Genomic DNA, 26,739 nt, shown 5'->3' on the forward strand with positions numbered 1-26,739 from the left:
GGAAGTTCCAATTTAGTAGTTTTGTTTCAGGATATTGGATCCCATGATGTCAATTTGTGCTTGCGGAATCGGGAAATATTCGTTTTGACCTTTTGTGAAAGTTGCTCCGCTCATGTAGGATCTTTTCAGCTTTTCTTTCGCCAGATAAGCGTTAAGCACCTGATCGGCAACACCCCAGCGAACAAGGTCAAAGTGGCGGTGACCTTCCATCGCAAGCTCAACACGGCGCTCGAAACGAACCGCTTTTCTTGCAAAATCCTGACTTGGGAACGCAGCATAAGGCTTAACAAGGTAGTTGGCAGCAGGTTTTCCGGTTGCATCGGTAACCGTCACATTTCCTGCACGTGTACGAATTTGGTTCACATAGGTTAGTGCTGTTGGCAGATCACTTTCTTCTACCGCAATTTCGGCGCGCATCAGAAGAACATCTGCAAAACGCAACGCTCGGTAGTTATTGGCGTTCGCACGAGGTGAAATCGCACCCGCATTTTCTCCACTGTAAGCAAAGAACTTCTTGAAAGTATAAGGTCCGCCAAAGCTTTGGTCGCGAATCCAGTTTTTACCAGGGTGCGTTCCCCAGTTCAGGAATGGCAATCCACGGCGGCCAACTGTCCAATCCAATCTCGGATCAAGCGTTCCATCATAGGGCGTAAAGGCGTCGGTCGAGGCAAGACCTTCGTCGTTCTTCACATCTACATCGTTGAACGTATCCAACAATGGCAATCCTCTTGCATCTGTTTTAAAAGAGTTTACCAGATTTTGAGAAGGCTGGAAAAATCCGCAGCATCCGCCGGGAGCAGCTCCGTAAGGGAAGTTGTTGCTGTCACCCCAGCTTCCGTTCAGGTCATTTCCACCATCACCTACCGACATTTGGACTTCAAAAACCGATTCGGCATTGTTTTCGGTAGTGATCCGGAAGTTTTCGTGAAAACTGTCAACCAGTCTGAAAGGTCCGTTCGTGATCACATCGTCAAGCAGAATTTTAGCGGCGGCTCTGTCATTCTGATACATATGGGCTTTTGCCAGATATGCTTTGGCGCTCCATTTGCTTGCTCTCCCCACCTGTGCTTTGGTTGCAGAAATGTTGTCTATCGCAAACTGGAAATCAGCTTCGATCATTGGCCATATGTCTTTATCGTTTGGCAGATTGATGTAATCCGTAACCGTTTCATCAACGTAAGGAACCATGTTCCAGATTTTCTTGGCTTCGAAATGGTACCAGGCTCTCAGGAAACGTGCTTCGCCAATCATCTGTGCTTTTTCCGCATCGGTCATATCCGTGACCTTGCCAACAAGCCGGATCACGTCATTGCTTCTGGAAATTCCATCATAAAGCGCTACCCATTTGTCGTTGAAATAAACAATATCAGCCTGATTAATGTAGCGTTCAATGGTTGTGATCTGCGCATTGTCACCCACATCACTGCCTTTGTAAGCATCGTCCGAAGCAACAGAACCATATACCCAGTTGCTCACCGCTGCATAGTTTGTCGGACCAGCTCCAACACCATCCAGCAAGCTGTAAGCGCCGATCAATACCGCATTAGCTCCTGTTTTGTTGGCCAGCGTTTCTTCCGCTCTTACGCCGAGGGGAGTGGTTTGCAGAAATTCTTCTTTGCAGGAAGTCATCATTCCCATGCAAATGGCTGCTGTAAATATTAAGACTTTCTTTTTCATATATCTTTCTGATTTTAAAATCTTTAACTGGTTATCAAAATCCAAAGTTCAGACCAACCTGATACATTTTTGATCTTGGATAATTTCCCTGATCCATACCAAGTGTAGTTGTTCCCGGAGTTGCACCTACGGAAGTTACTTCCGGATCTATTCCGCTGTACTTTGTGATTGTGAACAGGTTTTGTCCCTGCACATAAATGCGAGCGCTTGATAAGCCGATTTTAGAAATTAATGTGTTTGGCAATTTGTAGCCGATCGTCAGATTTTTCATTCTGAAATACGAACCATCTTCTACAAAATAACTTGATGGCTGTTGGCTGCGGCTATCGTTTGCATCCAGAATAGGCAATACTGCGTCGGGATTTTCGGGAGTCCATGAGTCGTTCAGCATACGCAGACTTCTGTTACCAGCCTGGTTGTTAAAGTCTGTCCAGCGTTTTACCATGTTGAAAATGTCGTTTCCTTTAACACCCTGGAAGAAAGCAGAAACGTCAAAACCTTTGTAACCTAGATTCAGATTCAAACCGTAAGTAAAGTCTGGATGCGGATTGCCAATTATTTTTCTATCGGCGTCCGTTATAGTGCCGTCACCATCGGTGTCATGATATTTGTATTTTCCAACAGCAGCATATCCCGGATACTTTGGTCCGTTGTCCACTTCACCCTGATTCTGATAAATTCCGTCGATCTGCAAACCATAGAAAGTATACAACGGATTTCCTGGCATAGAGCGCGTCCACGTGTAACTGCGAATGGTTGGTCCGAGAAGAACAGCGGACGGACTGTTGTTCAGCTTAACAATATTGTTTTTATATGAAGAGAAGTTTACACCAACCGAGTAGGTTAGATCGCCGTCCAATGCAGTGTTGTTGAAATCCAGTGCCAGATCAATTCCTTTGTTATTCATCTCGCCAATGTTTACAAAAGGAACTGTTGCAACACCTTGCGTTGCTGGTAAACTCACCTGATACAACATGTCTGACGTTGTACGGTTATACAAATCGATGTTAAGACCGAACATACCTTTCAGGAAAGTCGCATCCAAACCGATGTTAGTCTGGGTGGTAGTTTCCCATTTTGCATCCTGGTTTCCAAATGCATCCGTGTCAAAGCCGGGTGTAACCGAACTGTTTGAGCCGTCGATAGCATAGGAAGAAAGACCAAGGTTTGAGCGGTAAGTACTGAAACCGTTGTAGTTTCCAATCTCTTGGTTACCGGTTTGTCCCCAACCAGCTCTCAGTTTCAGATCGTCAATCCATTTGATCGGTTTCATAAACGATTCCTCCGAAAGCCTCCATCCAGCACTGAATGCGGGGAAAGTTCCGTAACGGTTGTTTGCACCGAAACGCGAAGAGCCGTCACGTCTTACAGTTGCTTCAAGCAGGTAACGATCCAGTAATGAATAGTTTACTTTTCCGAAAATGGAGAAAAGCGACCATTCATAACCTGTTCCGGTGTTGTTGATACCGGCTGTTCCCGAGTTCAGGTACATATAAAGCGGATCTTCCGAGAAAAACGTAGTGCGGATGGCTGAAAAATCTTTACCAATACCTTTGATCGCCTCTGTTCCTGCCAGGACATTCAGCTTGTGTGCACCAAATGATTTGCTGTAATTCAGTGTGTTAGACCATGTCCAGTTCACATCGTAAGCATAAGCATTTGTTAATGAGTTGGCCGATTCGATTTCAGCTTCTTCAAGATCCAGCAAAACATAAGCAGTTCTGTTGGCATTGGTAAAATCAACACCGATACTGGATTTGGCCACAAGATCTTTGAGCACGTCGATTTCCATATAAGCGTTTCCGAATGCACGGAATGTATTAACCTGATTATTTCTGGTACGATACAACTGCGCAACCGGGTTTGTAGCAGGTCCAAGTCCCGAAGCACGGGTTGCTGCAAAATTGCCCATAATATCATAAACAGGAATGATGGAAGGAATACGGAAACCATTTCCGATCGGGTTTCCATCCTGGTTATTGGTGGAGCTGGCCGTACCGTTATTGCTGTAATAGCCCTTGTTTTGGGTATAACTCACTTCCAGGTTTTCTCCCATGCGAATTTTCTTTTTGAATAGAAATTCGGTATTGCTGCGGATCGAATATCTGTCAAATGAGGTATTCAACAAAACACCGTCCTGCTTGAAATAATTGAGTGAAAGTGCATATCTGCCTGTTTCCGAGCCACCGCTTGCACCAATGTTGTATTCCTGAATCGGAGCCGAACGAAGAATTTCATCATGCCAGTCAGTTCCTTCTTTGTTGGCTTTTACGATCTGATAAAAACCGGTACGGTTGTAGTTGTATAGGGAAGGATCAGTTTTCGGATCTCCGTCAGACAAGCCATAGCTTGAACCAGCCAGAATGTAATCCGGAACGACAGCGGATGGTCCGTTCCCGTATTGTGGGTGTGAAGGATTTCCGTTTGTAAGGATACCTGCATTTTTGCGTTGCGTCCATAAAAGATCGCCAAATTGCTGCGGATCCTTGATCATTCCCAGTTCTACTTTACCCGTTTGTACACCGAAACGACTGTTGAAAGTGAACTGCGGCGCACCTGATTTTCCTTTTTTTGTTGTGATGATGATTACGCCATTCGCAGCACGTGAACCGTAAATAGAAGCCGACGATGCATCTTTCAAAACCTGCATCGACTCAATATTATTGGGGTTAATGCTGTTCAGTCCACCTTTTGTAGGTACACCGTCGATTACGTAAAGAGGATCGTTGTTGTTGATCGTACCAAATCCGCGGATACGAACCGTAGCCTCACCACCCGGTGTGTTGTTGGCTGTAACCGTAACACCGGCAACACGACCTTGCAACTGTTGCGCCACGTTGGGTGCAGAAACTTTGGTCAGTTCTTTGGTATCAACCGTAGATACCGAACCAGTAATATCTCTTTTTGACTGAGATGAATAACCAGTTACCACAACCTCGCTCAAGGCCTTCACATCAGATTGAAGCGTAATGTCAACCTGACTTCTGTTCGCAATGGTAATTTCCTGCGTGAGAAAACCGATTGATGAAACAACCAGTGTGGTGCTTCCATCAGGGAGCGTTAAGGAGAATAGACCGTCTGCATCGGTCGTTGTTCCAACCGAACTACTACCTTTTAGCACCACCGTTGCACCTGGAATTACTACACCGGAGGCATCAGCAACTTTTCCTTTTACAGAGAAATCTGCAATGTTAATCTTTGTAACAGATGTTTTAAATGTAACTGGTAACGTACCCACAGATGCCGAAAGGACATCGGAGTATTGCAGGATGCCCAGCAGTGGTATGAGGCTGAGTCTCATAATTTTGAGTCCTGAGCTCTGCCCGTAAAAAGTTTTTTTCATACTTTTGTTTGTTTTGGTGGTTTTAAAAAATCGGCAAAATAATTCCCTTATCCCTTTTGGGATTTTTCTTAGCGCCAGCATAGAATGGGGGGTTAATTCAGGGTGAATGATGTTGACGCATCGTTCACCTTTTTTGTTTAGTCAAATTGTTCTGAAATTAGATTTATGGGTGATTTTAGTATTTTCAGTCAAATATCCTACATGACTTGATGAACATATTTCTTACGACGATTTTACAACCGAAGGTCTTGCATCATGATCAATATGAGGAGGTGTAGCCTAATTTTCAGCCTGTATTTAAAGTCAGCGTTTTATGCCAGGTTCTTGAATTTCGGTGGCTTGCTTCAAAATTTCCGGGTTAGATAACAATTGTGCTCGAACACACCATTTTTGCCAGGAATTGATTAAGCTGTTGCTTCATTAATTCAAATGTAAGAAATGCGAATCTTTAATAAAATAGCATTTTGTATTTTATTGGAATAACAAAATTTTATTAAAATATTCTACCAATATACTTATCATTTAAAGTGAGTTTGTGAAAATGCCATCTATTCTCTTTGTTCATGTTGCGGTTTTTCGGGGATTTGTATTGTGAGTAAAGCCCGTAAGGTGGTCTGCTTTGTAGTTTACAACGCAAATGATAAGTAATGAAAAAGTGTATTCTGATAGTGATCTTGCTTCATGTAATGAGTTGCCCGCGCCTCCTTGCACAATCTTCTAAACCAGATTATAAAGGCCGTGTTGACCTGATTCATAAAAATGTTAACGCGGTTTTTCATAAACCTCAATCTGGTTTGTATCTGGAAACCAATGGAAAAAACGACAAGCCATTTTCTTTTTTATGGCCGCTGTGCGCTTTGATACAAGCGGCTAATGAAGCAGAAGTTCTGAATCCTGAGCGTGAATTCATGAAACCCGTTCTGAACGCAATAAGCCAATATTACAATACCAATCCACCAGCACCCGGCTACCAGGCTTATCTTTCAAAAGACGGGAATGATTCGCGCTTTTATGACGACAACCAGTGGATTGCTATCGCATTGCTGGATGCTTACAACCGAACAGGAGAGAAATCATACTTGTCTAAGGCCGAGGAACTATGCCGGTTTATGATGACCGGTTACGACGATAAGTCGGGTGGGGGACTGTCCTGGAAAGAGGATGAGAAGAATACGAAAAACACCTGCTCCAACGGACCGGGGATTCTGATTGCTTTGCAGTTGTATAAAATCACGAAAAAGAAGGAATACCTCACCACGGCATTGGATCTGTATCAGTGGACAAATAAGCATCTAAGAGATTCGGATGGTATTTATTGGGATGCTATTAAAATTCCGGGAATGAAGCTCGACTCGGCAAAGTACAGCTACAATACGGGTACGATGTTGCAATCAAATGCACTTCTTTATCAAATTACAAAAGATAAAAAGTATCTCGATGAAGCCATTTTTATATCAAAGTCCGCTGAAAGGTTTTTCTTTAAAAAAGGAAGGCTGCCCGATCATTATTGGTTTAATGTGGTGTTGCTGAGAGGTTACGAAGAACTCTACAAAATTGATCAAAAAAAGGAACGTTTTCAGTTTTTTATCACCGACGCAGAACGCATCTGGAAGGAAGAAAGAGATGAATCGAATTTGTTGGGTCCAAAAAGCAAAAAGGGCCTTATTGACCAGGCTGCAATGATGGAGATGTATGCGCGGTTGGCGAGACTAAAATGAGTTGATTTTTAATCAGAGTCATAACATAGAAAAGCCGCCAGAATGATGAACATAATGGCGGCTTTTAGTTTTCAATTCAATTACTCCGAATCCTTATACAAACCAAATTCACTTATTGCCACGCATACAGGTGACTTGGTAATGCGCAGTCTGAATCGTTTTCCGGTTACGGGTACTGCAAGTTTTACGAGGCGTTTTGCACCAACACTTGTCCCTTTGTGAACTTGTTTCCAGTCCGTTCCTTCCCATACGTCCACCGCAAATTCTTCGATCCGCTGTCCGAGTTTGATATATTCCTGCAAACTGATGATGTCAAAAGTGATGGGTTGTGAAAGGTCAACCACGACTTCGGGAGTCGTAAAATCGTCGTCGGTAGCCCAATAAGAATCTGTTTTACCGTCCAGGATATTTTTGGCACTGTAAATACTGTTGTAACCTCTCACGTTCACCGCTTTCGAATTTGCCTTGGCGATCAGGTTGGTTGCAAAAGTTGCGTTAATATGGTCTCCAAAAGATTTCAGCGCTGCTACGTCGTCGTCATGAAGCTGCCCTCGGGTATCTGGTGCAAGTCCAAGGTCAAGCGCGGCGCCACGGCCAACACTTTTCATATACAGATCAAATAATTTCTCAGGTGTTTTAGGTTTTTCGTTGGCATGATAAAACCATCCTTTACGCAATGGTACATCACATTCTGCCGGAATCCAGGATTTTCCGTTGCGTGTTCCGCCCGGATTTTCGTCTGCATTGGCCTGGCCCGGAACTGCCACATTTTGTCCTTTTGAAGGAACCGGTGTAAGCGTTGCCCAGGAGGTTTCATTTACACTTCCATCTTCATTTCCTGCCCAGCGTACATCCCAGCCAATATCACTGAAAATGTTGGCACTTGGTTGTAATTTGCGCGTCAAGTTAGACCAGGTACCATCCCATTGGTAGTAAGTAGTATTGTCAATCGAGCGTTTTTCTTTTGCACCACCATAGAATCCATCTCCACCATTGGCGCCATCGTGCCATGACATAAATAGCTCACCGTAGTTGGTGTACAGTTCTTTAAGCTGTTGACGGTAAATTTCCAGATATTCGGGTGAGCCATATTTTGCATTGTTTCTATCCCAAGGCGAGCAATAAACACCAAATTTCAGACCGTGTTTGCGGGCCGCGTCTGCCACTTCCTTCACCATATCACCTTTGCCACCACGGAACGGACTTTTAGAAATGTTGTAGTCCGTGGTTTTGGTTGGCCAAAGAGCAAAGCCGTCATGGTGTTTTGCGACAAAGACAATACCTCTCAATCCGCCTGCTTTTGCTGCGAGTATGATTTGTTCTGCATTAAAATCTGTTGGGTTAAAAGTTTGCGGATCAGCATCACCAAAACCCCATTCTTTGTTTTCAAATGTTGTGGGTGTAAAATGGATGAGGCCATATACCTCCGTTTTATGCCATTCAATCTGTCTCGGTGCGGGCAATGCTCCGTAGGGCTTTGGAGGTTGTTGAGCAAAGGCATTTAATCCTGTCAGGAGTAATAAAGTAGCTATTGGTTTAATCATTTTAATCAGGGGTCAGGACTGGTAAAAGTCACATGGGATAAAGAGTAAGTAAATATCTGACAAATTTTGCAAGGTTCGGCTGTTCCTGGGAGAATTTGTCGAGGTGTAATCCACATTCATGGGTGTATGCCTTCTGTCGGAATGTAAACGGTTCTATTTTCAACGGGTTTAATCAGGGAATTTTCTTTTGGAGGTCCCAAATTCAGTTAAAACAGGGATGGGGCTTGCAGGTTTTACCGGGGCAAAGAAGTGCAGCTGCAAGGTACTCGACCGGATTTTGCGCGTATTCTCCCGGTTTCAAAAAGGATTTTGCCAACAAAAAAGGAAGCATCGGATTTGCGGTGGAGAACTTCATGACAAAAGGCGTTGGATTCACTTCCGATCTCAGTTCAGATTCCTTTAAACAATCCAGCACGACAGCTTTACAACCGAAATTTCGAGATTATCTTTAATTATTCAATAGGTAAAATGAGTTTCGATGCTCTTAAGAAGAAAATGAAATCTATGAACAACACGGACGTAATGGGTGGGGAGAGAGTAGTTGAGGTAAATAGGAATAACAATTTGCCTGCAACGACTTTCAGTTCAAATCAATCGGAACTGGAAGCCGTTGTTGTTTGTATGGCCGTGGCCGTTACGGAATTTGGAGTCTGACCCTATTGCTTTTTAGACTGCCAGAACCGGTCTTTTCCTTCGGCTATCCATTCCAGGGACTGTTCGATTCGTTTTTGCCTGGTTTCTTCTGTTTTAGCATCCATTATCCAGATATTATAATTCTTACGAAATGAAGGAGATTTGCTTTCGAATACTTCTTTCGTTTTTGGATTGGCAGTGAGTTTTTCCAGGAAGTATTCCGGCGTTTCTACCACCTTTGGAGTATCAGATTTCGGCGTTATAATTTTGATTCCCTTGTCATTTAATTGTATTGCTTCTTTAAGCAGTATTACGAATTCAGCATCGGGCGGCAAATCTGTCAATTTTGTAATTTTCCCCAAAAAACGTTGAATAGGTTTGAGGCTTTTGCTGTCTTTTAGTCTTGGGTCAGTGAGAAGTTCAGCTTTAATAAAAGTAAACGAACAATGACTTTTATATGCAGCCATTACACACATGAAATCACTTTTGTAGTCGAAGTGCGGAATGCCCCATTTAATAGCTTCCGACACATCATGGCAGGTGTCATGTACTAATTTTCGCCAATGCTCCAAAATTGGTTTTGCAAAATCTTCCGACTTTGCGATATAGGCATCCACGTCTGAATTAAGTTTTTTCATTTCAAAAATACGGAATGGAATAGGTGATGAAGTTGAGTGGTAAATAAAACAAATCTCATACATTAACCAGATGCTGCTCTGGCCAGGGTAATCCTTTTCCTGTTTCGCAGAAGAGTTTCAGACTTCTCATAAACAGTCCCCACGTATAGTTGCATTCGGCGAACATGGGGGTGTAAGCTTTCCAGTTTTCATGCTGGAAAACAAGTAGCGTGATCTCGTCACCTTCAATCTGTTGTATTTGTCCGCCCATTTCGGGATGGGAATTAAGGATTGTTTCCTTATTACCTCCTTCGAGTTTAAATGTAAAGTTTGTGCCGACCCATTCGCTTGCTCCTTTTGTACAAAGCCAGGCCACCAGCTTCGAAGGAATTAGTTCGGTGATTTGCATTTCTTTAAAATATTCAGGACCGAATTGGAAGCGTGACAAAGTACCAACTTCTGCAATAGCTTTAGTATCGCGCGTCCACCACGCGGACAAACCTTCCTGACTTGTGATGGCTTCGTACACCTTTTCCTCAGGTGCGTCTATGAGGACTTGATGATGAATATTTGGCATGGTCGATTGGGTTTAATTTTGAAAGAGTATCAAAGATATAATGACTGCCGGGGCAGCTGCAAAGTATAAAGCGCTTGCCCAGAATGCAGCTTTTTGATATTTTGAATCATTCCTGGTTTTTCTATTCTGAAATGCAATAAATCCCATACCTATCGGTGCGACAAGAACCAAATAAAACGTACCAAGAGAGGCCATCCCCGACCATTCTCCAAACAAGCTTGTGAGACTCAGCAGCAATAATCCACCATAATTTGCAAAAACAAAAAGCAATTTCAGATTTAGAGAGTTGGCTACGTTTCTGTTCAGCACTTATCTTTTCAATTTTAGGAACCAAAGTAAGTCTGTTAATGGTACCAGCAGATAGATGGTCAGGATGGCCAATAAGTCGTTTGATATCATTATTAATTTAAGAATGATTCGGTCAATAAATACTAACTGCTTTCATAATTGGTTGGCTTGTGCCTGTTTCACAAAAATATGAGGATAAGGTTTTACTGCAAAATGGACTGTTAATTAAAACCGTGTACTAAGTAGTTGAGTCTAAAGTGTTCAAAATCAGATCAGATATTAGCCATTCGTGATTAACTTGGCGAAGATAAACCTTTGCTCAAAAACGTTATGTATAAGACAATTAAAAAGTACAGTATCTGTATTGCGGGCATTTTGCTCACCTGTTCTTTTAGAATTTCTACACCGCCACGCAACTTTTTTGACAGGCTTGGTTTTTCAAATAGTCAGCATATTTCAACAGAGATGTTTGGCGACACCATCCTACGAGATACAATTCGGGGGGAACGCATCACCGTTGCCTTACTGGCGATTTAGTAAATAGGAGTTTTGGATTCAGGCGATCCATGTGCTTTCTACCTTAATTACAATCCATTTCTGATTTACATTTTCAAGATACAAGTAACCCAAGCCGCATTTTGAGCCACACCCGTATTCAACAGTCATGATTGCTTTTTCTTTCTTTTTGTCAAAATAAATCTTTGAGAAAGATAGCTCGCCGGCAAATTTGGGATATTTGGCTTCCCAATTCTCGTATTCATAATCAGGTTTTAATTCAGACAGGTATTTGAAATTGAACTTCTGAGATTGGTATTTTGGGATGTCAATTCTGTATTTGTTTGCGTTCAGTGGCTGAAATTCTTTGGAGACAAATCGCGCATCATCCTGATAAATCAAATGGACGGAGTCGGAAATCGCAAGGACCAGATTTAGCGTATCGTTTCTTAAAGCTTCCCTTTCACGAACACAATCGGGATTCTCTTTTATAACAGTGCTTTGCACCTTAGTCTTGTCCGAAACTGAAAAGTTATAGTCCCATATTATTTATTTCGTGGCATTCAACTCGTTTAAAACCAAAGTTTGCAGTTCTTCCTTCGGCAGTAAAAGCTGATATTCGGCAACGCCTATGGGTTTATTAATGTCTTGCAGAGCAATTTCTACGTCAAGATGATCTTTATCTGCACAGAGGATGATTCCGATAGATTGGTTTTCATTTTCACTTTTTTCCAGGCGATCCAGTAAAGAAAGGTATAGATTCATTTTTCCAACATACTCTGCTTTAAAGCCTCCGATTTTTAATTCGATCGCTACCTACGCACGTAAGCCTCTGTGGAAGAATAACATATCTACAAAGTATTCTTTACCATTATATTCCAGTCTGTACTGGTTGCCAATAAAGCTGAATCCTCTTCCCAATTCCAATATAAAGGATCTGATTTTGGCAATGAGTCTGTTTTCGAGTTCTAGTTCTTTTACTGGTTCGGTAATACCCAAAAATCCAAGGTTATACGTGCTTTTGAATACCTCACTGACATAATCCGCATGTGCAGTTGGAAGCGTTTGATCAAAATTGTGTGTTTTGATCTGCTTTTGTGCCTGAGTATAGCTATCCATTTTGATGGCATTGAGCAATAAATCTCTCGACCAACCTTTTGTCAGGACTTCGTTAGCGTAAAAGCGGACCGCATCAAGGGACTGCAACTTGTCCAGAAGAAGCAAGTTGTGTCCCCAAGGCAAAACTGCTACGGCTTGTAGCAGTTTTGTATCTGCCTGATAATAACGCTCATATAAACGTTTCATATTCCAAAGATTTCGCGGAGACAAACCCATATCCGGAAACTCGGCTTTTAAATCAACAGATAATTGTTTCACAACACCACTGCCATAGCCTTCTTCAAGTTGTCTGTCTGAAAGTAATTTCCCCAGATTCCAGTACACCGAATTAGCAGTGTTGTTTATTTGCCTGGCGATAGCAGTCCGAGCCATTCTGATCTCAGCAACGGCTCGGCTTAATATTTCGCTATACTCATCTTCATTTATGGTCAATTGGGACATTTCGGTAACATGGTATTTTAGTTCGAAAACGCATAAATTGTTTGTAAGCCGTATATCACAGTATTATCCGTTTCTTAACTCATTTTCTCAACCCATTCCTCGGCTCGTTCCACCACAAACTTATCAATTTTATTGTCTCCAGATGTAACCGTTAATCCGTTGTCAATCAATCCAGCGGTTTTGGTTCTTTCAACCTTTTTAATGTCCGTCAGGTCGATTGAAAGTTCGTGATTTTGGATATTCAATTTGTGTGATTTAAAAACCAGTCTTTTGTTTGTCAGGAAAAGTTTTCCTCCAACTGCTTCGAGAACTTTAAAATGATTGGCTCCGGTTTGAAATAAAATATTTTCGTCCGGCTCGGTATCTATTTTTGTTGATGCTCCTACAAATTTTGGAAATTGAAAATAACGGACAAATGTCCCGAATAGAAATCCAAAAAGGATACCGTTTATCAGTCCGTAAATTACTACGTGCCCAACAAAATTCGCCGAGAAAAGATCACCTGCCCATATTTTCTCAACAATCTTAAACAGAGTCATCGTCGTTCCAAAATACAGCGCTTCCCTAATATTGAATCTTTTCATTTATCCTCATTTACATATTCCAGAATGTCGCCCGGCTGGCAATTCAGTACCTGGCATATGGCTTCCAGCGTACTAAAACGAATTGCTTTGGCTTTTCCTGTTTTTAAAATCGAAAGATTCGATAGCGTTAAACCTACTTTTTCGGAAAGCTCATTCAAAGATATTTTTCGCTTGGCCATCATCACATCCAGATTCACTATTATGGGCATACGCTAGATGGTTAACTCGTTTTCTTTTTGAATTTCTATGCCTCTTTTTACAATCTGCACAATGACAAAAAGTACCACCGCCATAAAAAGCCAGACATCGGAGCCAGCGAGATCCAGCGCTTGCAGATCCGCTTTTGCAGCACCTTGTTGGGCGAGCCACACGGAATACTCAGACCCGGAATGAGAAAACAGACCAATGCCCAACGCCAGATAAGAAAGATTTAAAATGAAGTGCCTCAATTCCTTACTGAAAGGTTGTGAAATGTTAAGCGTCTTCTCGGTGAATAACTTGACAATAAGGTAGAACATGATAGCCTTTAGCACAGCTACGATATTCATGATCAAGGTGATTACCATAAAATTCCCACGGTCAAAAGCATGAAGACTCGATAGATAATCCGCTCCTTCCCAAAAATTTACAACACCACTAGGGTTTATAAACAGTGTAATAAAAGTGTTGACAGCAACACCGCCCGCCTCAACACACAAGCCAATAAAAATGATCCACGAAAGTATTTGCAACACCTTCAGGACCTGATCGGTAGTGATTTTAATTTCCATAATGAACAGGATATTAGAATTTGAAAAGTCAAATATCAGTAAATATTTATTGATAATCAATAAATATTGTTTTTTCCTTGGCCCGTGTCTTCACGGGACTGCGAGCGATAAAAGGCCTGTGTGGAGACACAGACCATGGTTGAGCGGTCTGGAGACTACGATCAACTAGGGCTGGCAATTCAGCACTTGGCATATGGCGTAATATGAATATACCTACTTCTTTTTCGCTCCCTGTTCGATTGTTTTCAGGCTTTCCAAATAGTTTTGCTCTGCCTCGCTTAGTGTTTTTGCCTGGTACTTTTTGTATTCTGTGGTGGCCTTTTCTACGGCTGTGTCGTGGCTTATTTTGCCAGCGCCCTCTAATAACTTTTCTCCGCTCATGGTAAGAATGCGGTCCAAATGCACAGCCCAATCTTTCATTGTCATTGTCTGTTCACGTTCTGCTTGTCGTTCGGCAAAGTCTAAGTAACCCGAAACAATTTGTCCCAATGCCCGCAATTCTTTCTCGTCTAAATAATTTTTGGCTACAACAACATCTTTTAAATACGGGCGATTGCCGGTAAAGGTCATCAATCCCAAATATTCTTTTTCCGCATCGACACGGTTAAAAATTACTTCGGCTGCGGTTTGTCCGTGAACGGCAAAATGAATTTTGTTCTGAACCTTTTTGAAAAATTCAAACGAAACATCGGCTCTAGGGTCGTAGTCCACGCTGGTTGAATAAATTTCCAATATCTGGCGGTAAAATACTTTTTCGGAGGCACGAATATCACGTATACGCTGCAAAAGCTCTGTCCAATATCCGCCACCGCCAAGGTTTTTCATACGCTCATCGTCCATGGTAAAGCCTTTGATGATGTACTCCTTCAACCGCTCGGTAGCCCAAATTCGAAATTGAGTAGCAATTTTTGAGTTTACACGGTAGCCGAGCGAAATGATCATATCAAGGCTGTAATGATTTGTGTTGTATTTTTTACCGTCTGCGGCAGTTCGTAAGAATTTCTTACTAACTGAAGTTTCCTGCAATTCGCCCTCGTCGAAAATGTTTTTAATATGTTGTGTAATGCCGGGGCGTTCTATGCAGTAAAGAGTTGCCAACTGGTCTTGCGTAAGCCAAACATCTTTTTCGTTCATGCGCACATCGACAGAAACACTTTCGTTTTCGGTTTTAAAGATGATGAACTCCGAACGGTTTTCAGTGTTTTTACTTTTTGTCATAGTTTCAAATTTACTTCAGTGCCCTATTTGCCTTGGCCCGTGTCTTCACCGGACTAGTGTTGATTTGCCAGGGCTGTGACAGCACTATAGCCGTCAACTTAAAATTTTGTTGATATGTGAGAATAAGGACAGACAATTTGTTTTGGTGTTCTTATTCTTTTAAATATTATCTACTCAGGGGTGTTAATTACTTACCGACAATGCTAGCCTGTCGAAAGTGGGGTGCCGCTAGCCGCGTGCGTATGCTACGCGTGTGAGAGCATTTTTTCGATTTGACATTTTGTGGACGCCGTGCAGGTACTTTTTTTCGGTCTATCGCTTCGGTCAAGAAAAAAGTACAATAACATGAAGAGTTCGAAGAAAAATGAAATCTATTATGTTGCCTACTATTATAGCAACACAGACCAGGGTTTAGGTGATAGGCTTTTTCAAAGCCGTATTTATTTATGTCTTTCATGCAAACTTCTTTTGTTTAGCGATTTACATTATCTGCGACATGAACAAGGTTTCGAGCTTATTTAAAAGCTTTCTCTATCATAGTCTCAGATGCAAGTCAACCAAATTTGAAGTGAGCACTTTGCCCGGCGTTAGACATCAAATGTAATTGGTTGCTAGAAGGTTTTTACCCAATCAATTTTACATTTAAAATATAAAAGTAATCTATCAAAACACTTAAAATGGCTCTATCTGAAATTTTTATTGATCCGACGCTTTCGATCAGTATTATTTGGCATAACTCCGGGTCAAGATTATTGTGATTTGAATGCATGAAATAATTGTAAGTTGTGTTTCACGGGTAGGGATAACATGCAGTAATTTCCTGCCTACTACCTTGTTTTCTACACTTTTGATAAGATGTGAACGATTCAGTACTTAAAATGATAAAATTGAAGGCTTCGGCTCCGCTCGGCCTGACATCGTCCCAGAATAAAAGATGTCTAGTATTGCATAAATTGAATATTGTTTATTCTATTACGAAAAGTCCGGAAGCGCTACCAATAACATAGCATTCCCGGACTTTCTTTAAACTACACTGTCAGAAAATTCCCTGAGCAGAACCTCTAAAACCTACTCAATAACCAACAAATAAGCAGCCTGCACACCAACTTCTTCGCTCGTTTTCGCAGGAACCAAAACACTTCCATCTTTCTGTTTCAACGCCTTTTTACTTCCTGCAAGAGTTATTTTAGCAGTTTTTGGGATAGTTAATCCTTCTGGTTTCAGGCTGGTTGGGAGTTTTTCTCCGGCATCGGCCAGGTAGAAAGCGTAGGTGGTGTTGCCTTTTTTGGTGTATGCCCATTTGCCTTGGCGGTAGGGAGCGAGGGGTTTGGTGTCATAAATACCAACGCTGTTTGTTTTCATCCATTTACCTATTTCTTCCAGGCGGGTGTATGCTTCCTGATGCCATTCGCCGTCGGGGCCAGGTGCTACATTCAGCAAGAGGTTCCCGCCTTTTGCGACAATATCCACGAGTGTGTGCACCAGTTTTTCAGTGGATTTAAAATTTTCCTTCGGGATATATGACCACGAATCTCCCATTGTGATGCATGATTCCCAAGGGATAGACATGTAGTGATCTGGGATTTGCTGCTCAGGTGTCACGTAGTTTTCAAACTCGCCCGTGACGGTGCGGTCTACTACTAGCAGTCCGGGTTGATGTGAACGTGCCATTTTTGCAATTTTGGCCATGTCTATATCCTGCTCGTAAGGAATGGATTTCTGCCAGCTGATCTTCGGATCAATGGTGTTGAAAGGGCGTACCCAGCCGCCATCCAGCCATAGAATATCCACCGAGCCGTAATCCGTCATCAGCTCTTCGATCTGGTTGTAAGTGAAGTTTTTGAACTTCTCCCAGATCTCTGGTTTTTTCTTTGGATCGTATGTCGAGTTGCGATCCTTTGGAGGGAAATATGGCCACCAGTATGAATCTACATTCCAGTCGGGTTTGGAGAAATATGTTCCCGTCATAAAACCTTCGTTGCGGAATGCGGAAAGGATTTCTTTGGTAATGTTACTCTTCGGATTTGATTTAAATGGCGTATTGGTGATCTTGTAATCGGTATGTTTGGAGTCAAACATCGCAAAACCGTCGTGGTGTTTGGTGGTAAACACAAGGTATTTCATCCCGGCGTTTTTGGCTGCAGTGGCCCATTTTTCAGGATTAAATTTCACCGGATTAAACTCCTTCGATATGTTTTCATATGCCTTTTTGTATTCATACCAGTTGTGAGAATGCGGACCTTTGCGCTCGCACCAGCCCTCATCTTCCGGGCACAGCGACCACGATTCTACGATACCCCACTGGCTGTAGGTGCCCCAGTGCATCATCAACCCGAATTTTACATCCTGCCATTTGGCAAGTTTCTGCTGCACAAGCGGATCGGTCGGTACTACATATTTGGAATGATCTTGCTCGGAATGCTGCTGAGCGGATGTCGTCAGCGTAGTAAAAACGGCAAGGGTAGAGAGTAAAAGGGTATTGATTTTCATTTGGTTAGCGATTGGCTATTAGCAACAAACTTTTAGCGACGTGACATTAATTTGGTATAATTTGACGCAAAGCAGGAAAGGCAGGAGCAAAGACCGGAAAGCTTTTTCTTTTTTAGCGTTCTTTGTTTTTTTCTTTTCTGCTTTGTGCGGCGGGCGTTCCCGTGAAACACTTTAAGCAAAGTAACTTTTGGCATTGATCACCACTCCTTTCCCACCTTTCTCCGTCACAGTGTAATTGAAGCCTTTTTGTACAGAGTAAGCGCCCACTTCACCTTGTTTGTTAATTGCGATAAAGCCTACCTGAAAGGTTTTGGCCCTTTCGGGATTGGGTTTTATGATGCGTTCGACAGCTTTTTTGCAAGCAGCCTCCGGTGAAAGTCCTGAGCGCATAAATTCAACAACAAGGTGTGTACCGCAAACACGGATCACTTCTTCTCCTTGTCCGGATGAGGTGGCTGCACCTATTTCATTGTCAACAAACAGACCTGCGCCGATAATGGGAGAATCACCCACACGCCCGCGCATTTTAAAACCCATTCCGCTGGTGGTGCACATGCCTGATAAGTCGCCTTTTGCATCCAGGGCAATGGTGCCCATGGTATCGTGGTTAAACGATCCGTCATCAAAACGATTTGGCGCAAACGGACCGTTACCCTTTTCTTTCGGGTGCGATTGCTGGTGCTCTATATTAATGATTGGTTTGTATTCTGCTTTTTTGAGCCATTCCTTGTAGGTTTTAGATGCGTCCGGAGATAATTCAGCGGATTCCAGCGGAAAGCCGTTAGCAAGGGCAAACTGTTGGGCACCCACACCAGCGAGAAATACGTGTGGAGTGGTTTCCATGAGTTTCCGGGCAACGGAAATAGGGTGTTTGATACGTTCCATAAATGCAACTGATCCGCAATTAGCCTTTTCATCCATGATACAGGCATCTAATGTTACATATCCGTCACGGTCCGGATTTCCACCAAGTCCGACACAGCAATTAATATCGTTTTCAATCGCAATTGCTGCCTGTTCTACTGCATCCAATGCGCGGCCTCCTTTTTCCAGCACAGGCCATGCAGCGCCATTGGCAATTTGTCCGCTATCCCAGGTCGATACCACCAGCGGTTTCCGGGGGGCTGGCTTGCCGATGAGTGAATTAATTTGAGTAAACGGCAAAGCCAGTGCTGAAAAACGCAGGAAGGAGCGACGACTGGAAGACTTGGTAGACGACATACAGGATTTTGGTTAATTGCTTGTTAATAATGATTTAATGGTCTCTTTCTGGCCATTATGAGCTGAATAGGTGATCATCAAAACACATAAAAAGAGTTCCGAATACTTGTAAGACTGTAATAGAAGGACAATTTATTAAAAATATTTAAAAAGTCGGTGATAATTTGTTTCCGCTTTTAAAATACACCACCTTTTGATTTACTACAAAATATTATTTGCTGACAGGTGGCCGGTACTTCCTGAATGGAATCACGAGCAGATTTGAAATTTTACTGTTTTCGGTCACTTCCGGATGTGTGTCTACTCCGTATACAATGTCTTTTTGAAACATAGACTTATAGGTACCAAAAAGTCTGTCCCAAACCGAAAAGATGTTGCCATAATTAGAGTCTGTATAAGGCTGTACGTAATGATGATGTACATGGTGCATATTGGGTGTAACAATGAGCAGACTCAGAACTTTATGCAGCCATTCCGGCAACACGATATTGGCATGGTTGAACTGAGAAAGGATTACAGATAAAGACTGATAGAGAAAGATCAGCCACATGGGCGCTCCTGCAATGATGATGGCTGCCATTGTAAAAATAAAACGTACCAGACTCTCACCCGGATGATGTCGGTTGGCAGTGGTGGTGTCCACCTCGTGATCGGCATGATGAACGATATGAAATTGCCACAGCCACTTGGTTTTATGCTGCGTCCAGTGAGCGAGCCATGCGCCTACGAGATCCAGGACGAGTAGTCCAATAATTGCATACAGCCATAATGGAAGTACAGGTAGCCATTGCAAAATTCCGAATTGGTTATTGACGCAAAAATCGCTGCACAATACCAATAGAAAAGCCAGAGGGAAATTGACAAGAATGGTGGTGATTGTAAAAAAGATATTTACACTCGCATGTTTCCATTTGTTGTAGTCAAAATGAAATAGTGGCCATGCTCCTTCCAATAGCCAGAAAAACAGTATTCCTCCAACCAAAATTGCGCTTCGGTGGATAGAAGGTATATGTCCGAAATAGTCAGCGATGAAGTCCATATTCCAACTCTAAAAGATGGTTTAAATAACACAATATTATGACTTTTTTGAATATTTTTAATAAGTAGGGATTGTTCATTTAAAGGGTAGTTTTGGCTCATGGATTTAGTAAGAGTCAAAAATATAATCAGGAATCTACATATTTAAGATTCTTCAATATATTTGCGAATGGTCTTAACACTTTCAGATTTAAAGCAGCGATACGGTCATAACGAAGTGCTTGACATCCCGTCATGGAGCGTTGACTATGGGATTTTCTGGGTTCATGGTGAAAATGGCGCGGGAAAATCCACGTTGTTCCGGACATTGGCAGGCATGCTTCCCTACGCTGGCAGCGTCGTTTTAAATGGGAAATATGACCTGAAAAAACAACAGACAGAATATCTGTTACGGCTTAATCTTGGTGAGGCCGAGCCATTATATCCATCTTTTTTGACACCCAAAGATATCATTTCCTTTGTGGGAGAAGCTAAAAAAAGTCCGGCAGGACAAGTCGGGATGCTTATCGAAGCGCTGGGAATCAATTATCTTACACATCCATTTGGTAACTGTTCAAGTGGTATGGTTAAAAAGGTATCCCTCGCACTGGCGTTTCTGGGTAATCCCTCGCTGATTATTCTGGACGAGCCGCTGATTACCATAGATAAAGAGGCCAGAACTGCACTCTTTGAGCTTATTAAAACATATCATACCAATGGAGTGACGTTTATGCTTTCGTCACATCAGCCATTTCAGCAGGAGGGATTGCTGGTGACCGGCAGTTATGCACTAAAAAATAAAAGACTTGAAGCAATTTCGAATTTATGAAAGCATTGTTTATAGCAACGGTTTCGGAGTTTTTTAAACAGCGGGCCGGTATGTTTTTCGTAGTGATCGCTGTGCTTTTCGGCTTTCTGAGTGGCAGAGAACACCACGCCTTTGCGTCCTTTTTCCTGACTGACCGGTTTGGAATGATGTATCTTTTTCTGATCTGGCTTGCATACACAATATTCTGCATCCATTTTTTACTGAATCTGTGGAAACGGCAGGATTATCATTTCGTTTTTCAAACCCGGCTTTGGATTTTTAAAACAAGATTGGGCAGATTCTCCCTGATCGCATCAGGGTTTCTACAGCCGTTGGTACTTTACGGTATCTATATGATTGTAGTAGCCTATCAGGATGGATTTCTAAACAGAGTTTGGCCACTTCCGCTGTATTACACAATGCTGATTCTTTCGATTATCCTGGCAGCAGAATGGCGAATAAATAACCCTCGTTTGGTTGTGAACAAAAAACAGGGAATTAGCCACTGGCAATTGCCACGTCCTGTATCGTGGATATATTGGTCCATCGAATGGCTGTTCCGGGAGAAAGGAGTAACGTTGCTGATTTGCAAAACGGGAACTGCAATTGTTTTCATTTGTACGCTTATATATTACGGTACGGATGATTACGATCTGAGGTTGCCTGCGGTCGGTTTGTCATTGGGATATCTTTTAAACGTCGGTTTGTCGTATGAGCTGTATCAGTGGGAGAGTGTAATTTGGATGTGGAACCGATCTTTACCAGTGCCCATAAGCCAGCGATTTTTACGCGCGGTGTTCATTCATGCCCTGATCATCCTGCCCGAAACATTGATTTGTCTTCGTTACGACGTGCTTTCATTTGGCGATGCGGTTCAGCTATACAGTTTAGGATTGGGGATAATCATGCTTTATCATACCTATTTATATAAGAAAAACGGGCTGCTGGAAGATTCCATGCAACCCGTTCTAACAGGATTTGTAATTCTCACACTGATCATTTTGTATAAAATTCCAGTGCTCGTAATCGCCGCATCCTGTATTCTTTTTTCCTATTGTATATTTCCAAAATGGTATTTAACACCGAGAGGGAATTATACTTAGAAATTTCTGAACCAGTCTTGTTATTAACCACAAAAGGAACAAAAGTTAACAAAAGGTATGCTTTTGATTTCTCTTGTGTCTTTGTGGTAAAAAAAATAAACCATTATTTCGGAGGCATAGAAGGACGTACCTCAATTTTACTTGGAAGGGTTCGCGCCGGCATTTTAATCAGGTCAGAAACAATCTGTCCGATATCCTCAGGTTGAATTTTCCACGCGTCTTTCTCAGAAGGCTGATGATTGCTGAATTCTGTTGCAACAGAACCCGGCATAATGGTTGTTACCTTTATACCATTACTTCTCACATCCATCATCATGGCCTGTGAAAAACCAACCAGTCCGAATTTGCTGGCATTGTAAGCCGTTCCATTAGGGAAAAAGTTTGTACCCGCAAGGCTTGCAATGTTGATGAAATATCCTTCTGTCGCTTTTAAGGCATCTAAAGAAGCTTTTGCGCTGTAAAAAACACCCGTAAGGTTAATATCAATGGTTTCATGCCACTGTTCCGGAGTTAGTTCTGCAATGTTAGCAAAGTGACCTACACCTGCATTAGCGATCACGTAGTTCAATTGTCCCCATTTTTCAATAACAGCGTCCACAGCAGTTTGTTGAGATTCCAGATTTCTTACATCTGACTCAATGCCAATGGCAAAACCTTCTTTAATTTTATTGAGTGAGGCTGCCGCTTCGTCTGCACTTTTTTGAGAGCGGCTGGTAATCGCAACATAAATTCCGTCTTTGATAAGCGCTTCGGCGACGCCGTAGCCAATTCCCTTTGAGCCTCCTGTAATCAGGGCTGTTTTAATTGATTCTGCCATGTATGCTAAATTTTCCGACCGCAAAGGTCATTTAAAGTTAAACTAATGGATGGAGAACAAAGACAATGTCAGGAAGGTTTGGGACGGTGCAGTTATATGGAATTTTATGCAGGAAGCAATGAACAATTCTTATCACGAAATTACATGTTTGTTACGCACTTTGTCGATTTCACTCATAATGTCTTCATCGGACATTTTATCCGGCTTGGCATGCTGACAGGTATTTACATCCATCTCTTTTTTGCCCATCTCTATACAATACCCTATTTTTGCCAACCGTAATACACGTTGACGAAGCATTATAAATCAAGGTAATGTTTCTTTGAAATTAAATATCTCAAAATTTACCCAATGAAATTAGTAGAAAATAAGGTTGCTTTGGTTACCGGAGCTTCTCGCGGAATAGGCCGTTCAATCGCGTTACGTTTGGCTCAGGAAGGTGCCAATGTTGCATTCACCTACCTGTCAAGTGTAGAAAAGGGAGAAGCCTTGGCTCAGGAGCTGGAACAGTACGGCATTAAAGCCAAAGGTTACCGTTCCGATGCATCTGATTTTCAGGCTGCCGATCAGCTGGTTACAGACGTGATCGCGGATTTTGGCAAATTGGATATTCTTATTAATAATGCCGGAGTGACACGTGACGGCTTGCTAATGCGCATGAGCGAGGAAAACTGGGATACGGTTATTAATATCAACCTGAAATCGGTATTCAATCTTACCAAAGCGGCTACTAAAAGCATGATGCGTGCCAAAAGCGGTTCTATCATCAACATCACTTCGGTGGTTGGGATACGTGGAAATGCAGGCCAGGCAAATTATGCAGCTTCAAAAGCGGGTATCATAGGATTTACGAAATCCGTTGCACTCGAGTTGGGTTCAAGAAACATCCGTTCCAATGCAGTAGCTCCTGGTTTTATCGAAACTGAAATGACCGATGCAATTGATGGAAAGGCGATGGAAGAATGGAAACAGTCAATTCCGATGAAGCGCGGCGGACAGCCGGAAGAGGTAGCAGATGCGTGTGTGTTCCTTGCTTCGGATCTTTCAAGATATATTACCGGACAGGTTCTACAGGTAGACGGCGGGATGCTCACCTAGTTGAAATAGAGGTAAAACGGCTAATAACGCACAATTCACAGTAAGAAGTAAACCTTTTTACTGTATATTGCTATGTTGACTATCGCCACGCGGCTAACTGTCTATTACAAATATGCGTTCTGAACTTCTTTTTCAAACTCCTTATTGGTTTATCGTTTTTTGTCTGATTGCTGGCGCGCTTTATGCCTGGCTATTGTATCAGCCGGTGGCCTCGTGGAGTAAGAAATTGAATTACACCTTGGCCGGTCTTCGTGGTTTTACAGTCGCTTTCATTGCTTTTTTGTTACTGAGTCCTTTGGTGCGAAAAACGGAAACAACGGTTGATAAAGCCAAGGTGGTGATAGCCATTGATAATTCAGAATCGGTTAAAGGTTATGGTGATTCTTTACTTGCAAGCATAAATTCCGCAGCTGGTGAATTGTCAGCTGCCGGGTTTGAAGTGAGTTTTCAAACACTCGACAAGGCGGTAAAAACAGAGGAGGTCGATTCAATCCGCTTTGATAAAAATAAAACAGATCTGTCGGGTTTGCTGCAAACTGTCAAAAGTAATTTTGAGGGGCGAAATCTGACGGATGTACTGTTGTTGTCAGATGGGGTTGTGAACCAGGGAATATCTCCGGCATTTGTCCGCTTTCCTTTCAGAGTCAACACGCTTGCCGTAGGTGATACCATTCCTGAGCTTGACCTTGGTATTAAAGATGTGATCAGTAATCGGGTTGCTTATCTTGGTAACGACTTTCCGATAAGAGCCGAGGTTATTGCAAACGGACTTGTTGGAAAAACCACTACCATCGCGCTCAAACAAAACGGAAGGATTATTGAGACGCAAAAAGTAGTGATTGACCGCGAATCGTTTTTTAAAGCCTATGATTTTAAAACTTCATCCGCTCAAAAAGGGGTGCAACATTACACCATTGAGCTTGGAGGTGTGACAGGTGAGTCGTCGGTTCGGAATAATAAGCGTGATTTGTATGTCGACATAATCGATGGCCGCCAGAATATCCTGTTACTTGCTTTGGCGCCGCATCCGGATATAAAAGCGCTACGCAGCCTGATCACAAGTAATGATAACTATGAGCTGGACGTACAGATACTTTCCATAAATGCGAACGTACCTGCTACGAGTAAACCGTACGATCTTGTGATTTTGCATCAGATCCCGAATGTGCTCGGAATGGGAAATGCGCTGGTTCGGAAATACATAGATTCCAAGACTCCTTTATGGTATATCCTGGGTAACCAATCGGCAGTTCCTTTGGTCAATACGCTCAATCGTGCGCTGGTTATTAATACCGCGAACGGACAAACTGATAAAGTTACAGCCCGGTACAATCCGGCGTTTCAAATGCTTAATCTGGATGCGGAGAGCATGAAGGTACTGGAACGCCTCCCGCCGCTTTCTGTTCCGTTCGGAGAATACAATATCTCTTCCGGTACTGAATCAATCCTTTTCCAGAAGGTTGGTACGCTCAACACCAACAAGCCGCTTTTGGTATTAAATACAGCATTGGAACAGAAGACAGCATTGTTGGCAGGCGAGGGGATTTGGCAGTGGCGACAGGAAGAATTCGCTCTTACCAATAAGCAGGATGTGGTCGATAACCTCTTTCAAAAGCTGATCCAGATCTTGTCGGTGCGGGAAGATAAACGGAAATTTCGCGTTTATCCTGTAAGGCCTGAGTTTGAAGTTGGCGAAGAGGTTGTGTTTCAGACGGAGATATACAACGACATTTATGAGCAGATTTACGGACAGGAAGTGAAGCTGACGCTAACAGATGAAAAGGGGGTTTCGAAACAATACAGTTACGTTCATTCTGCTGAAAATCCAAGATTTAACATCAGCGGACTGAGTGAAGGAGTTTACAGGTTTCAGGCACTTACGGCTTTAAAAGGTGTGCAGGAAAAGGTAACAGGTCAGTTCGTTGTCACGAATGTGGATATCGAAATGAACAATACAACGGCCGATTTTGGGATGTTGAGGGAGTTGTCTGCCAATAGTGGCGGCCAGTTCGTAACGCCCGAAGGACTTACGGCATTTGTACAAAAATTAAAAGAAAACCGCCCTGCGGACCGGCTGGATAGCTCAGAAGAAATGGTAGAGCTTATTCACATGAAATGGCTGTTTTTTCTACTGATTATTTTGCTGGGTATTGAGTGGGGATTAAGAAAATACCATGGTGGATATTGATGAGAAGATTTATGTTTATAAAGTTAGGTTAATCAGCAGGCAGCGGAAATTTATCTTATCAATCGGTTTGCTTTCTTTTTTTGCCACAGTTCTGCTTCCCGACAACCGTGTTTATGCGCAATCTGACAGCATTTTTGTAGATACAACAAAAGCTGTACGACCAAATTATAAGATGCTGAGGGGGATTTTTGCAGGTCAGTCGGTGCTTTATCTTGGAAGTATTTATGGATTGAGCAAGTCATGGTACAAAAATTCCCTCACCAATTTTACAGTCCAGGACGATTCCCATGAATGGCTGCAAATGGACAAAATGGGGCATGTTTACACATCTTACCAGATTGCGCGCCATACCGCTGCACTTTATCAGAAAACAGGTATATCAAAAAAACAAATGTTGATATACGGCGCAATTTCAGGCATTATTTTTCAAACACCTATTGAAATCCTGGATGGGTTCTCACCGGATTACGGATTTTCGCCTGGTGACATGGCTGCTAACATAACCGGTTCTGTGCTTTTTCTGGGACAGATTGCGCTATGGGATGAGATAAGAATCCAGCCAAAGTTTTCTTTTCACTATACGTCCCTTGCAGCTGTACGTCCTGAGTTATTAGGATCAAGTTTCTCGGAGCGGTGGCTAAAAGATTACAATGGACAAACTTATTGGTTATCGGCAAGTCCGGGTTCATTCTTTAAAAATAGTGGGTGGCCGAAATGGCTTTGTTTTTCAATAGGTTACGGGATAAACAATATGGTTTCGGCGGAAAGGTATAAGAGTGTTGAAATGGGGTATATACCTTACAGACAATATTATTTATCGCTGGATATCGACCTTACAAAAATTAAAACCAAAAGTAAATTGTTGAAGGCAATAGGATTCATGGCGAATTCGATTAAAATTCCGGCACCGGCATTGCAGATCAGTAAAAACGGTGTTGATTTTAAACCTTTCTACTTCTAGAAGTGAGGTGTT

Annotated in this window: 24 protein-coding genes and 1 pseudogene; 8 read left to right on the forward strand and 17 right to left on the reverse strand. The window is 42.4% G+C overall.

From position 1 onward, the window contains the following. Positions 1–12 precede the first annotated feature (12 nt). Together LZG71_RS10325 and LZG71_RS10330 are read right to left on the reverse strand one after the other, a co-directional pair. Complete coding sequence (locus LZG71_RS10325) at positions 13–1,677, reverse strand: RagB/SusD family nutrient uptake outer membrane protein (RefSeq protein WP_233820099.1); 1,665 nt, start codon at positions 1,675–1,677, stop codon at positions 13–15. Between the two features lie 34 nt (positions 1,678–1,711). After that, on the reverse strand, positions 1,712–5,020 hold the full coding sequence (locus LZG71_RS10330) for a TonB-dependent receptor (protein ID WP_233820100.1): 3,309 nt from the start codon (positions 5,018–5,020) through the stop codon (positions 1,712–1,714). Positions 5,021–5,667: 647 nt separating this feature from the next. Here LZG71_RS10330 and LZG71_RS10335 point away from each other — a divergent pair. Then, positions 5,668–6,738 carry a glycoside hydrolase family 76 protein gene (locus LZG71_RS10335; RefSeq protein ID WP_233820102.1) on the forward strand — a complete coding sequence of 357 codons (1,071 nt, stop codon included), beginning with the start codon at positions 5,668–5,670 and terminating at the stop codon, positions 6,736–6,738. An 80-nt stretch (positions 6,739–6,818) separates the two neighbouring features. Here the strand turns inward: LZG71_RS10335 and LZG71_RS10340 are convergent, their stop codons facing one another. Then, a complete protein-coding gene (locus LZG71_RS10340) occupies positions 6,819–8,282 on the reverse strand; it encodes an alpha-L-fucosidase (RefSeq protein WP_233820112.1) in 1,464 nt (487 codons plus the stop codon). 122 nt (positions 8,283–8,404) lie between these two features. Between LZG71_RS10340 and LZG71_RS30685 the strand changes: the two genes are divergently transcribed. After that, on the forward strand, positions 8,405–8,734 hold the full coding sequence (locus tag LZG71_RS30685; protein ID WP_409013612.1) for an outer membrane beta-barrel protein: 330 nt from the start codon (positions 8,405–8,407) through the stop codon (positions 8,732–8,734). A gap of 52 nt (positions 8,735–8,786) precedes the next feature. Then, complete coding sequence (locus LZG71_RS10345; protein ID WP_233820114.1) at positions 8,787–8,936, forward strand: hypothetical protein; 150 nt, start codon at positions 8,787–8,789, stop codon at positions 8,934–8,936. A 2-nt stretch (positions 8,937–8,938) separates the two neighbouring features. Here LZG71_RS10345 and LZG71_RS10350 read toward each other — a convergent pair whose 3' ends face one another. The 12 genes and pseudogenes from LZG71_RS10350 to LZG71_RS10405 form a co-directional block, all read right to left on the reverse strand. After that, the gene (locus LZG71_RS10350) at positions 8,939–9,553 is read right to left on the reverse strand and encodes a YdeI family protein (protein WP_233820116.1); all 615 of its coding nucleotides are present in this window, start codon (positions 9,551–9,553) and stop codon (positions 8,939–8,941) included. A 55-nt stretch (positions 9,554–9,608) separates the two neighbouring features. After that, positions 9,609–10,109 (reverse strand): SRPBCC domain-containing protein, encoded by a 501-nt coding sequence (locus LZG71_RS10355; protein ID WP_233820118.1) that lies wholly within the window; start codon positions 10,107–10,109, stop codon positions 9,609–9,611. A gap of 12 nt (positions 10,110–10,121) precedes the next feature. Then, entirely contained in the window at positions 10,122–10,418 is a 297-nt protein-coding gene (locus LZG71_RS10360) for a hypothetical protein (protein ID WP_233820121.1), read from the reverse strand. Between the two features lie 534 nt (positions 10,419–10,952). After that, the gene (locus tag LZG71_RS10365) at positions 10,953–11,399 is read right to left on the reverse strand and encodes a hypothetical protein (protein ID WP_233820123.1); all 447 of its coding nucleotides are present in this window, start codon (positions 11,397–11,399) and stop codon (positions 10,953–10,955) included. Positions 11,400–11,441: 42 nt separating this feature from the next. Next, positions 11,442–12,452, reverse strand: a pseudogene (locus LZG71_RS10370) (YhcG family protein). Positions 12,453–12,526: 74 nt separating this feature from the next. Further along, positions 12,527–13,036: a GRAM domain-containing protein gene (locus LZG71_RS10375; RefSeq protein ID WP_233820126.1), complete on the reverse strand. Its 510-nt coding sequence runs from the start codon at positions 13,034–13,036 to the stop codon at positions 12,527–12,529. Beyond that, positions 13,033–13,245, reverse strand: a complete 213-nt coding sequence (locus LZG71_RS10380; RefSeq protein WP_233820127.1) for a helix-turn-helix transcriptional regulator — start codon at positions 13,243–13,245, stop codon at positions 13,033–13,035. The genes LZG71_RS10375 and LZG71_RS10380 overlap by 4 nt, the downstream gene beginning before the upstream one ends. A 3-nt stretch (positions 13,246–13,248) precedes the next feature. Continuing rightward, positions 13,249–13,806, reverse strand: a complete 558-nt coding sequence (locus tag LZG71_RS10385) for a DUF2975 domain-containing protein (protein WP_233820128.1) — start codon at positions 13,804–13,806, stop codon at positions 13,249–13,251. Positions 13,807–14,019: 213 nt separating this feature from the next. Further along, entirely contained in the window at positions 14,020–15,024 is a 1,005-nt protein-coding gene (locus tag LZG71_RS10390; RefSeq protein WP_233820129.1) for a virulence RhuM family protein, read from the reverse strand. A gap of 1,068 nt (positions 15,025–16,092) precedes the next feature. After that, entirely contained in the window at positions 16,093–17,514 is a 1,422-nt protein-coding gene (locus LZG71_RS10395; RefSeq protein WP_233820130.1) for an alpha-L-fucosidase, read from the reverse strand. Between the two features lie 171 nt (positions 17,515–17,685). Continuing rightward, positions 17,686–18,735 carry an isoaspartyl peptidase/L-asparaginase family protein gene (locus tag LZG71_RS10400; RefSeq protein WP_233820132.1) on the reverse strand — a complete coding sequence of 350 codons (1,050 nt, stop codon included), beginning with the start codon at positions 18,733–18,735 and terminating at the stop codon, positions 17,686–17,688. A 211-nt stretch (positions 18,736–18,946) separates the two neighbouring features. Further along, the gene (locus LZG71_RS10405; protein WP_233820134.1) at positions 18,947–19,774 is read right to left on the reverse strand and encodes a sterol desaturase family protein; all 828 of its coding nucleotides are present in this window, start codon (positions 19,772–19,774) and stop codon (positions 18,947–18,949) included. A gap of 168 nt (positions 19,775–19,942) precedes the next feature. Here LZG71_RS10405 and LZG71_RS10410 point away from each other — a divergent pair, with 168 nt between their 5' ends. Together LZG71_RS10410 and LZG71_RS10415 are read left to right on the forward strand one after the other, a co-directional pair. Continuing rightward, a complete protein-coding gene (locus tag LZG71_RS10410) occupies positions 19,943–20,581 on the forward strand; it encodes an ATP-binding cassette domain-containing protein (RefSeq protein WP_233820136.1) in 639 nt (212 codons plus the stop codon). Then, complete coding sequence (locus LZG71_RS10415) at positions 20,578–21,663, forward strand: hypothetical protein (RefSeq protein WP_233820137.1); 1,086 nt, start codon at positions 20,578–20,580, stop codon at positions 21,661–21,663. Before LZG71_RS10410 ends, LZG71_RS10415 begins: the two co-directional genes overlap by 4 nt. A gap of 103 nt (positions 21,664–21,766) precedes the next feature. On the opposite strand, the gene LZG71_RS10420 is transcribed toward LZG71_RS10415, so the two are convergent. Both LZG71_RS10420 and LZG71_RS10425 read right to left on the reverse strand, forming a co-directional pair. Next, complete coding sequence (locus LZG71_RS10420) at positions 21,767–22,480, reverse strand: SDR family oxidoreductase (protein ID WP_233820140.1); 714 nt, start codon at positions 22,478–22,480, stop codon at positions 21,767–21,769. 132 nt (positions 22,481–22,612) lie between these two features. Then, a complete protein-coding gene (locus tag LZG71_RS10425) occupies positions 22,613–22,780 on the reverse strand; it encodes a hypothetical protein (RefSeq protein ID WP_233820142.1) in 168 nt (55 codons plus the stop codon). A 51-nt stretch (positions 22,781–22,831) separates the two neighbouring features. On the opposite strand from LZG71_RS10425, the gene fabG reads away from it, so the two are divergent. The 3 genes from fabG (at position 22,832) to LZG71_RS10440 (ending at position 26,727) form a co-directional block, all read left to right on the forward strand. After that, positions 22,832–23,578 (forward strand): 3-oxoacyl-[acyl-carrier-protein] reductase, encoded by a 747-nt coding sequence (fabG, locus tag LZG71_RS10430; RefSeq protein ID WP_233820144.1) that lies wholly within the window; start codon positions 22,832–22,834, stop codon positions 23,576–23,578. A 112-nt stretch (positions 23,579–23,690) separates the two neighbouring features. Beyond that, the gene (locus tag LZG71_RS10435; RefSeq protein WP_233820152.1) at positions 23,691–25,766 is read left to right on the forward strand and encodes a VWA domain-containing protein; all 2,076 of its coding nucleotides are present in this window, start codon (positions 23,691–23,693) and stop codon (positions 25,764–25,766) included. Next, on the forward strand, positions 25,753–26,727 hold the full coding sequence (locus tag LZG71_RS10440; RefSeq protein WP_233820154.1) for a DUF2279 domain-containing protein: 975 nt from the start codon (positions 25,753–25,755) through the stop codon (positions 26,725–26,727). The genes LZG71_RS10435 and LZG71_RS10440 overlap by 14 nt, the downstream gene beginning before the upstream one ends. Positions 26,728–26,739: the final 12 nt, after the last annotated feature.

This window comes from Dyadobacter sp. CY312, assembly GCF_021390535.1.
In the GTDB taxonomy this organism is placed as follows: domain Bacteria; phylum Bacteroidota; class Bacteroidia; order Cytophagales; family Spirosomataceae; genus Dyadobacter.